Annotated in this window: 11 protein-coding genes; 7 read left to right on the top strand and 4 right to left on the bottom strand. The window is 47.8% G+C overall.

Annotation, left to right across the window (positions count from 1 at the left end; all coding sequences use genetic code 11):
* Positions 1-60 precede the first annotated feature (60 nt).
* Positions 61-3,831 carry an autotransporter assembly complex protein TamB gene (gene tamB / locus VRK_RS01620; RefSeq protein WP_059119793.1) on the bottom strand — a complete coding sequence of 1,257 codons (3,771 nt, stop codon included), beginning with the start codon at positions 3,829-3,831 and terminating at the stop codon, positions 61-63.
* A complete protein-coding gene (tamA, locus tag VRK_RS01615) occupies positions 3,828-5,546 on the bottom strand; it encodes an autotransporter assembly complex protein TamA (protein WP_059119792.1) in 1,719 nt (572 codons plus the stop codon). The genes tamB and tamA overlap by 4 nt, the downstream gene beginning before the upstream one ends.
* A 449-nt stretch (positions 5,547-5,995) precedes the next feature.
* Between tamA and msrA the strand changes: the two genes are divergently transcribed.
* From msrA to VRK_RS01580, 7 genes are all read left to right on the top strand, one after another.
* On the top strand, positions 5,996-6,625 hold the full coding sequence (gene msrA, locus VRK_RS01610) for a peptide-methionine (S)-S-oxide reductase MsrA (protein ID WP_059122594.1): 630 nt from the start codon (positions 5,996-5,998) through the stop codon (positions 6,623-6,625).
* Between the two features lie 86 nt (positions 6,626-6,711).
* A complete protein-coding gene (locus VRK_RS01605) occupies positions 6,712-7,026 on the top strand; it encodes a DUF2607 family protein (protein WP_059119791.1) in 315 nt (104 codons plus the stop codon).
* A 232-nt stretch (positions 7,027-7,258) separates the two neighbouring features.
* On the top strand, positions 7,259-7,897 hold the full coding sequence (zrgA, locus tag VRK_RS01600; RefSeq protein WP_082671433.1) for a zinc uptake protein ZrgA: 639 nt from the start codon (positions 7,259-7,261) through the stop codon (positions 7,895-7,897).
* A 62-nt stretch (positions 7,898-7,959) separates the two neighbouring features.
* A complete protein-coding gene (locus tag VRK_RS01595) occupies positions 7,960-8,670 on the top strand; it encodes an ABC transporter ATP-binding protein (RefSeq protein ID WP_059119789.1) in 711 nt (236 codons plus the stop codon).
* Positions 8,671-8,672: 2 nt separating this feature from the next.
* A complete protein-coding gene (locus VRK_RS01590; RefSeq protein ID WP_059119788.1) occupies positions 8,673-9,932 on the top strand; it encodes an ABC transporter permease in 1,260 nt (419 codons plus the stop codon).
* A 32-nt stretch (positions 9,933-9,964) separates the two neighbouring features.
* Positions 9,965-10,441 (top strand): DUF3299 domain-containing protein, encoded by a 477-nt coding sequence (locus tag VRK_RS01585; RefSeq protein ID WP_059122593.1) that lies wholly within the window; start codon positions 9,965-9,967, stop codon positions 10,439-10,441.
* 249 nt (positions 10,442-10,690) lie between these two features.
* Positions 10,691-11,584 (top strand): TIGR03899 family protein, encoded by an 894-nt coding sequence (locus VRK_RS01580; RefSeq protein ID WP_059119787.1) that lies wholly within the window; start codon positions 10,691-10,693, stop codon positions 11,582-11,584.
* Between the two features lie 25 nt (positions 11,585-11,609).
* Here the strand turns inward: VRK_RS01580 and cysC are convergent, their stop codons facing one another.
* Together cysC and VRK_RS01570 are read right to left on the bottom strand one after the other, a co-directional pair.
* Positions 11,610-12,239, bottom strand: a complete 630-nt coding sequence (gene cysC / locus VRK_RS01575; RefSeq protein ID WP_059119786.1) for an adenylyl-sulfate kinase — start codon at positions 12,237-12,239, stop codon at positions 11,610-11,612.
* Between the two features lie 54 nt (positions 12,240-12,293).
* Entirely contained in the window at positions 12,294-14,018 is a 1,725-nt protein-coding gene (locus VRK_RS01570) for an SLC13 family permease (protein ID WP_059119785.1), read from the bottom strand.
* Positions 14,019-14,056: the final 38 nt, after the last annotated feature.

Here is a 14,056-nt window from a genome sequence, read left to right as displayed (position 1 = left end):
ACGACATTGCAATCTTTCACTATCGAGGCTGAAGGATAACCTCACGCCATCACTCCGCCCTTAGTCAAACTCGAACTGATACAAGACGTTCATGGTACTCGTCAACCCGGAGATCGCTTCAATATACAAATCACTCATCAGGCGATAGCGCACCGTAAACTCACCGACGGAGTTAAAAATACCAACCCCATATTTCACTTGCAATCCCGGTAAAATATAGCCACTGACCGTGACCTGCGACTTTTCTCCCGAGCCGGATGTGTCTAACTGTAGATCCTGTACACCGAACGCCTGACCGATCTCTCCGACCAGTTTTCCGCTCTGGGCGAGGCTCAAACCAATCAGGCTCGTTGTCAATGCGCCATTATTCGACTCCGCATCGAGGTTTTGTCCGCGAATTAAATAAGAGAGCGCATTCGCCTGTGCCATGGCCGGCTCTGAAAAAACCGACACGGACGGATTGTCTGCCGGTCCGTTAACTTTGATCCCGGCGGTGACATTATCGGCAATATTATTCGGGTTACGAATTGCGGTAATCGACACATAAGGCTGGCTGATCGGCCCATTCAGAATGACTTTTCCTTGTTGAATGACCAGATCTTGTCCCAGCGAACGATACGTCCCGTTCAGAATATTGACTTCTCCGGTCATAAATGGCGTGTTGTCTCGCTGTGAAATCGTCAGTTCGCCTTGCAGCTTACCATCCAGCCCGAAGGCTGACAGCCGAACGCCTGAGCCAATCTTCACGGTCACTTTACTTTCCAAAGTAAACGGTAGCGATTGTGCCTGTTTGATCGGTTGAGCGTCTTGAATAATCACCTGATCGGGAGATACCCGAACCGCACTATCGGGCAGTTTATCCACGGTAATCTTCCCTTCGGGTAACTCAACCGATCCTTCAACTCTCGCGACTTTCGGGGTCAGTGTCAGCGTCATATCCGGGATAGCCTTGAGCTTCACATAAGGGGGGAAATCAATATCGACTCCGTCAGCATATAATCGGGAATGAACCGCCCAGTCATCCAGTCTCGTCCAGTCGGCATCGCCCTGAAGATGTAAATCCCCTTCAGGTGTCTGCACCAATGCGGCAAGCTGTGCCTGATACCCCTTAAACTGAATATCAATATTCCCCTGACGAATATCGACCGGTGTGACTTGCCCCTGCAATTGGATTTGGCTGACAGCCAGTGTTCCTGTGACCTGCGGATGTAATAAATCACCATGAACTTTCAGATGGCCGTCAGCGATAGAATGAAACTCACTGTAATCGCCCAGAAGAGATTGCATCAGACTCAGATCCAATCGATGAATATCAATGTTTGCCATCACCTCTCTGTGTTGCTGCCTGATATCTGGAATCTTCACCGCCAAGTCAAGCGCACCATGTTCTGCAAGATCGATCTGACCGCTGGCCGCAAGATGATTGTCTTTGAGATCCATTTGAAATTTCATCTTCTGCCACGCGACGACCAATGATTTCATCGTGATTTGCTGCTGTAACTGGCCTTGTTCAACGAGCACCGTTAATTGTGCTTTCGGGGGCAGTTGTTGATCTTTCTCTTGTTGCCACATCAGAAATGCCTTGGCATCGACGCGTCCTTTCAGTGTTGTTTTTTCCGGTAACAGAGAGACCAGACGCGCCAGATCAAGTTGATGCAGAGATAAATCCAGTTGTCCGGATGACGGGCTGATCGTGATATCGTGGTCGAGACACAATGAGGAAGATTGCTCCTGCCAACAATGCGCCTGAATACTCAATTGTTGCGTCGGGGGAAGTAAATCGATTCGGACCGGTGACTGTAGCGTCAGTTGGTGTTCTTCCCGCGATAGCGTGGCACGTGCCAGTATTCCTTGCCAGCGATGAAACTCACGATCAGTCGATCCGGAAACTTCAAGCTGCACCCGACCTTCCGAGGTGTCGGCATCCAGACCGAACACATGTTGTGATAAATCCCCGCGCCCGCTTAACATGACGGTTTTCAGAATATATTGCTGATAACGTCCCTGCTTTAGGTTCAACACAACATCACCCCGTCCCTGCATCAAATCACTGATCTTGCCATGCAGAGAAATCTGATTGGCTTGGATTTGATCTTGCCACTGAAGCTGTGTTCCGGTCAGAGCGACCTCCGCTTCAGGATGACGGAAATTTCCCCGTAAACGGATATCGCCTTGAATACTGCCTTTTCCGTCCGAGAGACTTTTCGCTAAATCAGGGACAGAGATATGGACGTTCATATCCCAGTTTTGGTCTAAAGTCCCCTCGACCCGAAGCTGATTTTTACCATGAGAGAGGACCAGTGCCGGGGTCATGGCTTGGATCTGATTCCCCTCTGTCTCACCGGAGACGGTCAATGGCCCTGACACATGCAGTGGGTATTGTTGCAACTGCCCGTTCAGTTCAAGTCGGGTCACATCGAGTTGCCATTTCTGACTGGACACAGAAGCCTTAAGATCAAGCTGCCCATCCAATTTTCCCGACACCTCGGGCCACTGAGCCTGGGGTTCTATCTGCCGGAATGATAACTGCGAACTGACCGTGAACGCTTTTTGCCACTCAAACTGACTTTGCCCCGTAATCACCCCATTGAGTGTATGAATTTGTAATGCTGAAAGCTCGAGCTGAGTGAGAGTCCCCTGACCGGAAATATCAACCTGAGTCGCGGGGAGCGCTTTCCCGTGAACCGCCCCCTTTAAGGCAAGCTGATATTGATTGAGTTGACCTTCAAGACTGACAGGTCCAAGATCCAGCTGATACTGCGCATCACCGGAAAGAGGCCACTGTCCGGCAAGATTATCCACAGTGATATCGAAAGGAAAACCGGCTGTCAGCGGTTCAAGTTGTGCCGAAAGACTTCCTCGGACCCGTTCTCCCAACGTAGCAGAGAGCTGCATTTTTGCCACACTGCCATGTACTTCGGCAGTCACACGCTGTCCCATGATTTCCGGCAAATGCAGTACTGAATTCAGGTGGATATCCAGTGGATAACCTCCGGATAACGTGATATTCCCGTGACCATCGGCTTTAACTTCTGGCGTTGTCACCTCTAAATGTTCGATGCGAATCCGGTGTCGGTATGCCTGTGCGGATAACCGGAGCGTTTGGATCTGACGGTCGCTTTCACTGTGAATATGCATGTCCGTCAGCCGGAACTGATTCAGACGGATATCGATAGGAATCCATATTTCCGGCAGGGTTATCGCCGGATATGAAAAACTATCCGGCGACGCAGTTGTCGTCTGTTGTTGTGTTTCCGGTGACGATTCAATATCGATCTTCGTCTGTTGTAATGCCACTTTATCCAGCTTCAGACGACTTCGATACCACGATAATCCACCGCTTAACGTCTGCCACTGAAGCCGTACTTGCGGTAAGGCCAACGTAACATCTTCAAGAGAAAAATGCGTGACAGAAAGTGGAATCGGCAGACTGATCAATTGCTTGGGTAACGAAGCATTTTTATCCGGCTCAGAAGACGGGTCTGTTTCCGGTCCGGAAATCTGCACATGGCGCAACGTCAAGGAATCAAGACACAATGCAGGCTGAAACAGGCAGCGGCTGCGTACCGACAATCCGACATGTTCCAGTTGCAGCTTCAATTGCGTCTGTGAATCTTGGTATGCCACATCATACAAATCCAGTTTCCCGGCTAAAATCCCTTCCGCCCGGTGAATCTGCAAACCGGGAACAAACCGCTCAGCCCCCATGACTGCCAGATGTAACCCTGCCGGGGTGTAAAGTAGGAACCCCGTCAACGTAATCAGGACCGCAAGCAGCAACGTGATAGCAATAATCACCCATTGACTGGTACGCAACGCAAACCGAATCATAAGTCCGGCCCCAATGTGAAGTGAATATGAAATTCATCTCCCGGGGTTGCATCCAGTCCCCAGGCGAAGTCCAGACGAACCGGACCTATCGGAGAAACCCACCGCACGCCGACGCCGGTTCCTCTTTTCCAGTTTGGAGTCGAATTGAACGCATCACCATAATCGTAAAACAGTGCAGCCCACCAGTTACCGTAGAGATTGTATTGATACTCCAGTGATGCCGTCGCAAGATATTTGGCCCCGCTCAGCGCACCTTTGGCATCTCGCGGCGAGATCGACTCATACGAATAACCGCGAATGCTGTTATCACCCCCGGCAAAAAATCTCAGCGATGGAGAAACCTGACTGAAATCATCCACCAAATTGGCCCCGCCTCCCAAACGGAATAATCCGCGGTGGTGTTCTTCATAGGTCCGAATCCACGACGTCCCCGCTTGAATTCTCAAAATATCGGTTTCTGAGTGCAAATTCTGATTGCCGTATTCTAATGTCAGTGTTTCTTTATCCCCCCAAGTGAGCAAGCGCTTACCTCGAATCCGGGTCCGAGAGAATGTAATCCCCGGTAGAACAAATTGCCCAACGTCATCCAGCGTCCCCAACTGATAGTTCTCAACAAGATAACGTGTAAATAACGTCCGGTGCCAACCATTCGACAACCGCCAATGCCGTTCAACCGAGAGGTTAGATTCAATACTTTTCGTATCCAGCTTATCGACCCGTTTCAGGCCGTATTGCAGTTCGTAATACTGATTCAACACATCTTCCAACGGAATTTTATAACTCGCAGTCACAAGTTGTTCCGGATTTGACAGTGAGAAACTACTGCTGAAACTATGCCCCTCATTGTTGATCCAAGGCTTATTCCACTTCAGTAACACTGTCGGTCCGACGTCCGTCGAATAACCGACACCCGTTTCAATCTGATTTTGACTGGCAGGCGTCAAGGTCACATGCATCGGTAAATATTGCTGTGTATCCAGCTGACTCAAATCCGGTTCGACCAAAACCGAAGAAAACCAATCGGTACTCGCGAGACGCTGATTAAACTCACCGACTTTAGACACCAGATATGGATCACCGGGCCGATAAGGCTGTAACGAAGCGACCCGCTCCGATTCAATCTGGCTCCCCACCATAATGGTCCTGCCGAAACGATAGCGAAGCCCACTATCAAAATGCAATACCACCCGGGCCAGATTGTCATCTTCCAGGATTTCCAGACGATTCTTGGCAAACTTCGCGTTAAAATAGCCGCGCTCCAACGCCAGACTTTGTAGCCTGGATTTCAGTTGTTCATAATCAGCATGATTGAGAATTTCACCTTGCTTCAGCCGACTTGATTGCACGACGCGCTGAAAATACTCATCTTGACGGGCTTCCCCCAAGAGCTGAATATCGACAGAATCGATCCGTGTCGGCGGGCCGGGATCCACATGGACAGTGATTTCAGCGTCAGCTTGACTGAATGTAAAACGAATGGCTGGATGGTAGTAGCCAAGCGCCTGTAAGGCCTGTGATATATGATCTTCGAGACGGGCCTGAAAACGTAAACTCGGGGCGTAGTCATTGGGAGAAACGGACGACAGATACGCTTCGACATTGTCATACAAATCACCGTCCAGCCCATCAATGGACAGGGAGATCTGACGCTCTGCAGACATCGCAGAGAAACACAGTCCAAACAGTAAACCAAAAAGCGTAAAATATTGTTTCATACAACCGTTGTATAATGTCACAGGATAAAGCGTCAAAACAATATCTTAACCGTAGAGAAGTCATTCGTCTGTATGCTCAGCGTAAATTTTGTCGTTTCATCCACTTATCGTCTCATCTACTTATCATTTCTGATATCGTTTGTTTCAATTTAAAGCTCCGACCATGCTGATCATTCACCGTTATCCGGTAGATATGCGGAATCTATCACCCTAAAACACACATACATCCGATAAAATTCCCTCGCTGAAATAGGGCCTCATCTCCTGTCATTTGGAAGCCAGTTAACAGTTTTCACTCAACTGAGTACAACATCATCATGTTCTGCTCGTTTTAACCGCAGGAAAACAACAACCGGGTTCGCGCCTTATCAAAAATGCACTACATTTATACACTCGGTGGCCTCACCGTTCAGCATTCATATTCACCTGAAGAAGAGAAAGGTAAACTCATGTCAGACAAACAACAGATGGTTACAGAAGAAACCGCTCTGAAAGGTCGTTTCACCCCCCTTGAAATAGAAGACAGTCATTTTGTCAATCACTCCCGTCTCACGGCTGAGCCAGAAAAAGGCCAACAGAAAATATTGATTGGGATGGGCTGCTTCTGGGGTGCGGAAAGACTGTTCTGGCAACTTCCCGGTGTCATTTCTACATCGGTCGGTTACTCAGGCGGCTATACACCGAATCCGACCTATGAAGAAGTATGTACCGGTCAAACCGGCCATGCCGAAGTCGTGCGGATAATTTATCAGCCACAACAAATTTCGCTGGAAACGCTGCTGGGTTATTTCTGGGAAAATCACGATCCAACCCAAGGCATGCGTCAGGGCAATGATCTCGGCACACAGTACCGTTCAGTCATCTATGTTTATCATGATAAACAGCGCTTAATCGCAGAACATTCACGACAAACCTACCAAAAGTCATTGAATAGTGAAGGCAAGGGGCAAATCACCACGGAGATCCTCTCCGCCGGGCCTTATTACTTTGCGGAAAGTTACCACCAGCAATATCTGGCAAAAAATCCGAATGGTTATTGCGGACTCGCGGGAACAGGCGTTTGCTTCACATCACTCTGAGCGATTGCTGACTGTTATACGAATAACACTTGCACCCGCGGTTGATTGTTATATTATAACATTTTTCCATTCACTGCGGATGTCCCATGTTGGCTGCCAGTAAAACGATTCGTCCACCAATGACTCGTCTCCCCGAAAAGATGGTTGCTCTTGCTGCCATCTTTTTGATGCTCTGGCTCAGCGCGGCTTACATTATTCATCAAGCTGACACATTGGCGGTGCATCATCAACACCATGATTGTCAGTTATTTGCCGGAATTCATCATGCCATTCAATCTTCTGCGCCGATTCTGCCGGTCATCGCGTCTCACGGATATAACGAGCCGACGTCTGAAATCATCAGAATAAGCCTGCCGTTTTTAGCTTATTTTGCGCGCTCACCTCCGCTAGTCGTTCAGTAAGCCTCAGCTCAGGAGCTGTTTATCTGATAATCAGTCAGGTCGGTTTCTTGGGGTCATTGTTTGTCGAGCAATGATGATTTTTAGATCCGCAACACTTTCACGACAGACCGCTGTGGCTGTTCAATCCGTTGCGATTAAAAATCAATTCATGCCCACAATCAATCAGCACCCATACCAGACTGAGGTTCATTATGAGTTCGATTTAAATCATCTTAACGACGGAGTTTTTTTCATGTTAAAAATACATAACCTTGCACTTATTGCAGGGCTCATGGCAGCGGTATCCGCACAAGCCGAAGAGGGTTTTCGTCAGCACGAAGCGCATGTTCACGGTGTTGTCGAAATGAATATTGCTCAGGATGCTGATGCATTGTTGGTTGAAATCACAGCTCCGGGGATGGATGTCGTCGGTTTTGAGCATCCGCCACAAACTGATCAGGAGCATCAAGCGCTCAATCAAGCAATGGCACTTCTGGAACAAGCCGATGACCTCATTACCATCAATACAGAGGCTGGCTGCACACTTGAACATAGTCATGTTCGTCAGACCGCCCACCACCATGACGATGAACACGAGCATCACGACCATGATGAGGCAACCCATGAAAGTGGACACCATCATGACCACGATGAAGATGCAGACCACGATGAAGAACATCATCATGATGGCGATGAACACGAACATGGCACACATACAGCCTTCTCAATTCAATATACATATACCTGTCGGGACAGCGGAAAGTTAGATCATCTCTCTACCCAGTGGTTTAGCCATTTCCCACGCTCACATGAAATTCATACCAATGTCTTTACGGATCGTCAGCAGACCGCCATTAAGCTGAACCCGGACCAGACCAAGGTATCTTTATAACATCAAACTTCACGTAGCGGCAGGGCATTCAAATGTCCTGCCTTCTCAGAGGATTTCGAGTAATGAAGGATTCACAACCATCTGGATCAGAATACGTCATCGAGCTCCGTGATGTGCAATTTCGGTGGGCTGCCGATGCACCCCCGATGATTGATATTGAGCATCTGACCGTCAGTGCCGGTGAGCATCTATTCATCAAAGGACCAAGTGGCTGTGGGAAATCAACCCTGCTTGCCCTCCTGACAGGGATCAATACTTGTCAGTCTGGTTCACTCTCCGTCTTAGGCCATGAATTATCTGATTTGCCATCCAGACAGCGCGATCGCTTCCGCGCGGATCATATTGGTTATATATTTCAACAATTTAATCTGTTGCCGTATCTATCGGTTATCGATAATGTTGTGCTTCCCTGCCACTTTTCAGCACGGCGTCGTGAAAATATTACCGGTACCTTGCGAGACAAAGCCCACCAATTGCTGACCGGATTAAAACTTCCGGAACATTTGCTCAACCAGCCGGTGGTGGAACTCAGTATCGGGCAACAACAACGTGTTGCTGCCGCACGAGCGTTGATTGGTTCACCGAAACTGATCATTGCTGACGAACCGACTTCAGCGCTGGATTACGATAACCGCAGCGCCTTTATTCAGCTCCTGATGGAAGAGGCCGATCAAGTCAATGCAACACTGGTCTTTGTCAGCCACGATCCAACTCTGGAGTCCATGTTTAACCGCAGTATCAGTCTGCCGCAACTGAACCGGGTAGGAAACTAAACATGAAAATCATTATGAATCTGGCTTGGAAGAGTGTTCTCAACCGTAAAACAACGGCACTGTTAACGATTTTAACAGTTGCTATTTCGGTCATTCTGCTCATGGGGGTAGAACGGATCCGAACGCAGGCAAAAAGTAGTTTTGCCAATACGATTTCCGGCACCGATCTGATCGTCGGCGGACGGTCGGGCCAAGTCAATCTGCTCCTTTATTCCGTCTTTCGGATCGGCAATGCAACCAACAATATTGACTGGAAAAGTTTTCAGGAATTCAGCCATCATCGGGCGGTGAAATGGGCGATCCCGATTTCACTGGGTGATTCTCATAAAGGCTTTCGGGTCATGGGAACCAACCTTGATTACTTTAAATTCTATCAATACGGACATAAGCAACACCTGAGTTTTCAGGCCGGTCAACCGTTCCACGGGCTATTCGATACAGTCATCGGTGCCGATGTCGCCAAAAAACTCAACTATCATATCGGCAGCAAAATTATTATTGCACATGGGATTAGCGACGTCGGATTCAGCCGCCACGATCACCTTCCCTTTACCGTCACAGGAATTCTTGCCCCGACAGGAACACCGGTGGATCGAACGGTTCATGTGTCTCTGGCAGCAATAGAAGCGATTCATGTCGGTTGGGAGTCTGGGGCTCATATTGGTGAAACACCGGATGCAGCCATTCTGGAAAAACGACATTTTCAACCCACTCAAATTACAGCGATGTATCTGGGCTTAAAATCTCGTATTCAGACATTCGCATTGCAACGAGAGATCAACGAATATCGTAAAGAACCCTTAAGTGCAATTCTCCCGGGTGTTGCATTACAAGAATTATGGGGCATGATGTCGGTGGCAGAGCAAGCGTTAATGGCCGTTTCGGTTTTTGTGGTCATTGCCGGCCTGATGGGGATGCTCAGCAGCCTGTTAACCAGTTTGCAAGAAAGGCGACGCGAGATGGCGATTCTTCGCGCTATGGGAGCACAGCCCAAGCATGTCTTTGCTTTATTGATCAGTGAAGCCAGTACCTTAACCTTTGCCGGCATTCTTGTTGGCGTGGCGGGTTTATATGGTTTAATGTCAATTGTCGCACCGCTGATTCACTCGCAATACGGGATCATGATAACAGTCGATCGTTTGAGCTATCATGAGTGGCAATTATTGGGTTATGTACAACTCGCAGGGATCCTGATTGGGGTCGTACCCGCATTACGAGCCTACAGACAGTCACTCAGTGATGGTATGACCATAAGAATATAGGAAATTTAATGAAAAATGCGTTTTCATCGGTCATGCTTCTGTTCATGACCCTATGCTCTGTTTCAGTCTGGGGGGCGCAAAAACCTCAGACGCTTGATTGGATGGATCTCATTCCGAAGAAAGAACGTCATCAGTTCGATCAGCAAGGAATGCCGACAGTGAATCATAACGGTAATACGCCAGCCCAACAGAGCCATATCGGTGCTGTCAGGCCAGAACTCGATGGGAAGTTTGTCAAAATTCCCGGATTTGTCATCCCGCTTGAAGGTGACGATCAGACCATTACTGAGTTTCTGCTCGTCCCTTATTTCGGGGCCTGCATCCATGTGCCACCACCACCACCCAATCAGATTATCTATGTGAAATTTCCTCAGGGCGCCCCCGTTCAGGAGCTGTGGGATGTGATTTATGTCGTGGGCAAACTAAAAGCAGAGCCTGTCAGCAGTGACGTTGCAGATGCCGGGTATAAGATCGAAGGAAGTCGTATTGAACCTTACGATGATCAGTAAGAACAATATTTATACGACAAGATAACTTGAGAGATAGCCGAGTAAAGCAAAATAAAGAATAAATATTACGGTGATAGACAGAGCCTTTTTCACTGGAATCATCAATGTTTAAAATTATAAGTAGTAACAATTTTAACAAAATATTAGCATCTTGAGTAGCGGAATTTGATCAATTCGGCTAGATGTCTCTCGCATTCCGCGTTAAATTGTTACTATTGCTCTCAATTGTCAGTCGGTATCAAATTATTCATGGAACAACGTACACCCACGATCATTGAACATCAGGATGATGGGACAACCAAATCTCATTCAAGAGGACGCTACATCAAAGATAGTGGTCACCGGATCCAAAATATTGCCAAAGATTATGGGCTCGATGCGCTGATCAGTGAAGAAAAAACCGACATTTCTCCACTGGACAGAGCCCTAAAGCGGGAACGTAAACGGAAAGAACAACGGCAAAAAAACCTCGAGAGCATTATCAAACTTGCCCATAAATCTTGTAAAAACGAGACAGCTGGCGATCCCGATCAAGACTGGCTCTACCGCTTTTTCGATATGGCTCAGGATATCCATAACTCGTCGATGCAGCGCCTGTGGGCACAAGTGCTCAAACGGGAAGTGACCAACCCGGGCTCAACATCCATGAAAGCCTTGCAAGTGCTGAAAGATATGACACCAAAAGAGGCTCAGATTCTGCAAAAATCAGCGGCCCTTGCCTGTAGTTTCGGACAAGATAACAGCCGTAAGCTATTCGTTGGGATCCGGGCACACAATGGCATTTTTACCTTTGGCAAGCGCGATACCACCATTACGCTGAGTCTGGGTAGTTTTCAGCTTCCCTATTCAAGCTTGCTGGTGATGATCGAGCTCGGCTTACTTCATGCAACCGAGCTCGCCTCCGGTGAAATCGAGCAAGAATCGCCACTCCCCTTCCACTATCAGGGAAAGAATCTGTCTCTACAGGCCATGAGTAAGGGGATACATTTGCTCTATTATCGTTTTAGCCCCACCGGTAATGAGCTGTGTAAACTACTGGGCAATAAGCTCAACCAACAATACTATGATCAAATGATTGCCCTGTTAGGGCAGAAATTCATGATTCATACCGATGTAACGGGCAGTATTCACCATACTGTCTGATTCAATTTCTGCCGGGAACTACTGATTAATGTGCTGACGTATCAATAATGCCGCGTTGATTCAGTTCTGTCAGACATTGTTCAACCAGTGCATCAATCCCCATTTCACCGGCAGGCAAGTCGATTTCAGGCTGTAATGGCATTTCGTATTCAGCATCGATACCGGTAAAGTTGCTAATCTCCCCAGCGCGGGCTTTTTTGTACAGACCTTTCGGATCGCGCAGCTCACAAACTTCCAGTGTGGTATTTACAAACACTTCCAGAAATTCCCCATCCGGCAGTAACTCGCGCACCATTTGGCGTTCGGCACGATGGGGAGAGATAAATGCAGTGAGCACGATCAGTCCGGCATCTGCCATCAGCTTCGCCAGTTCACCGATCCGTCGGATATTTTCCCGACGATCCTGAGCAGAAAAGCCGAGGTCTCGACATAACCCGTGCCGGACATTATCACCATCGAGTAAATAGGTGTGATAACCCAATTGCGCCAGACGATTTTCCAGTGCACCGGCAACCGTTGATTTACCCGCCCCTGATAATCCGGTAAACCAAAGCACTGCCGGTTTCTGTTTTTTCAGCGTCGCACGAAATGTTTTATCGATCGGGTGCTGGTGCCAGACGATATTCTCATCTTTTTCATTTGGCGCGATACTCATAACACTCTTCCTTATACGTAAACTTATCAATACATTGTTTAAAAACAATCCGGATTAAAACGGAAAAAATACCGGAATTAAGGTCAGAACAAGCGAAGAATAGACCAAGGAAATCGGAATCCCGATTCTGACATAATCACTCATTTTGTAGTTACCGATACTATAGACCAGCAGATTGGTCTGATAACCATAGGGAGAAATAAAGCTTGCACTGGCACCGAATAACACCGCCATAATAAATGGCATCGGATCCACGCCATAGCCGACAGCCAGACTGTACCCCAACGGAAAAGCCAGCGCAGCGGCAGCATTGTTGGTGATCAGCTCAGTCAGAATCAAGGTAATCAGATAGGTTGCGACCAAACCACCAAACACGCCCCAGCCGTTCATCGTGTGAATAAAAAATTCACCCATACGTTGCGAAAGTCCCGATGAAATCATCAACTGGGCAATCGATAACGCTGAACCGACAATCACGACAATATCGATAGGAAAGCGACGGCGTAATTCACCAATTTGCACGATACCAAAGATAACTAATAGAATCAGATAGATCGCGAGTCCTTTGATAATCGGTAGCCAATGAAGTAAGGCTGCACCAATCACCGCCATAAAACCGAGCAATACCAGACTGGACTTATGGCTGTCTAAACGGGCACTCGAATCCAGATCATTGATGAATAAAAATTCCCGATGCAGCGCATGACGCTGAGCTTCAAATTGTTTTCCCGGAACGAGTACCAGTGTATCACCGGCCGTTAAGGTAATATTTCCCAGCCCACCTTCCAGACGCTCATGTCCACGACGAATAGCAACGACGACGGCATCAAAACGTTCGCGGAAGTGACTGGATTTGAGGGTCTTATTACAGAAACTGGCTGAAGAACTCACCACCACTTCGACAAAATTCTGACCGTTAAGATGATGCTGACCAAACAAGGTTAACCCTTTGATTTCCTGAAGTGTCGAGACACTTTCGACATCACCGCAAAATAGCAGTCGGTCCTGGGACTGTAAGACAAAATCAGGTCCGACAGAAGGGACACTCTCACCATTGCGAATAACCTCAGCTAAGAATAGCTTACGGAGTGCTCGCAGGTTATTTTCTGCAATATTGCGTCCGACTAACGGTGAGCTATCGCCGACAGTCGCTTCCAAAAAATACGGTAATTCATCCTGCCCTGATTCATCATTATTCGGTAACAGATAACTCAATGGAATCAGCAGCAGTAACCCACCGAGAAGGACGGCCAGACCAATCATGGTCGGGGCGAAAAAGTCGAGACTAGGCAAGCCTGCATCTTCAACAAAACTATTGATGATCAGATTGGTTGATGTGCCAATCAAAGTCAGCGTACCGCCAAAGATAGCCGTGTAAGACAGCGGAATTAATAACTTTGACGGTGCGTGTTGCTGATTGCGCTTAATCGCCCCAATCAGAGAAACAACAACGGCAGTGTTATTGGTGAACGAAGAGAGAAAAGCAGTCGATAAACCCAGCTTCGCGATCACCGTACCGAGCCGCCCCTCTGAAATATTGCTACTGATCCAACTGATAAGCCGCGTTTTTTCCAGCGCGGCAGAAGCCAGAATCAACAAAATCAGAGTCAGTAAGGATGAGTTTGTGAAATTTGCGGCTAAATCACTCACATCAATCATACCGGCAATAAAGGTGATAAATGCAGCCCCGGCAAAGATCAAACTCGGTTTCACCCGCGTGAACAGTAAACAGACAACCACACCGCATAGAATTGCAATTATCACCCCTTGTTCCCACATCACTCATCCCTCAGAAAAGGTGACATCACCTTTCCAAA

The organism is Vibrio sp. MEBiC08052 (assembly GCF_001506075.1).
In the GTDB taxonomy this organism is placed as follows: Bacteria; Pseudomonadota; Gammaproteobacteria; order Enterobacterales; family Vibrionaceae; genus Vibrio.
This window is presented reverse-complemented; position numbering and strand designations above follow the sequence as displayed.

Coding starts and splice junctions, on each gene's coding strand:
- VRK_RS01590 (WP_059119788.1), top strand. CDS start 8,673: ATGAAAATCATTATGAATCTGGCTTGGAAGAGTGTTCTCAACCGTAAA.
- VRK_RS01570 (WP_059119785.1), bottom strand. CDS start 14,018: ATGTGGGAACAAGGGGTGATAATTGCAATTCTATGCGGTGTGGTTGTC.
- cysC (WP_059119786.1), bottom strand. CDS start 12,239: ATGAGTATCGCGCCAAATGAAAAAGATGAGAATATCGTCTGGCACCAG.
- msrA (WP_059122594.1), top strand. CDS start 5,996: ATGTCAGACAAACAACAGATGGTTACAGAAGAAACCGCTCTGAAAGGT.
- tamA (WP_059119792.1), bottom strand. CDS start 5,546: ATGAAACAATATTTTACGCTTTTTGGTTTACTGTTTGGACTGTGTTTC.
- VRK_RS01580 (WP_059119787.1), top strand. CDS start 10,691: ATGGAACAACGTACACCCACGATCATTGAACATCAGGATGATGGGACA.
- VRK_RS01585 (WP_059122593.1), top strand. CDS start 9,965: ATGCTTCTGTTCATGACCCTATGCTCTGTTTCAGTCTGGGGGGCGCAA.
- zrgA (WP_082671433.1), top strand. CDS start 7,259: ATGTTAAAAATACATAACCTTGCACTTATTGCAGGGCTCATGGCAGCG.
- tamB (WP_059119793.1), bottom strand. CDS start 3,831: ATGATTCGGTTTGCGTTGCGTACCAGTCAATGGGTGATTATTGCTATC.
- VRK_RS01605 (WP_059119791.1), top strand. CDS start 6,712: ATGTTGGCTGCCAGTAAAACGATTCGTCCACCAATGACTCGTCTCCCC.
- VRK_RS01595 (WP_059119789.1), top strand. CDS start 7,960: ATGAAGGATTCACAACCATCTGGATCAGAATACGTCATCGAGCTCCGT.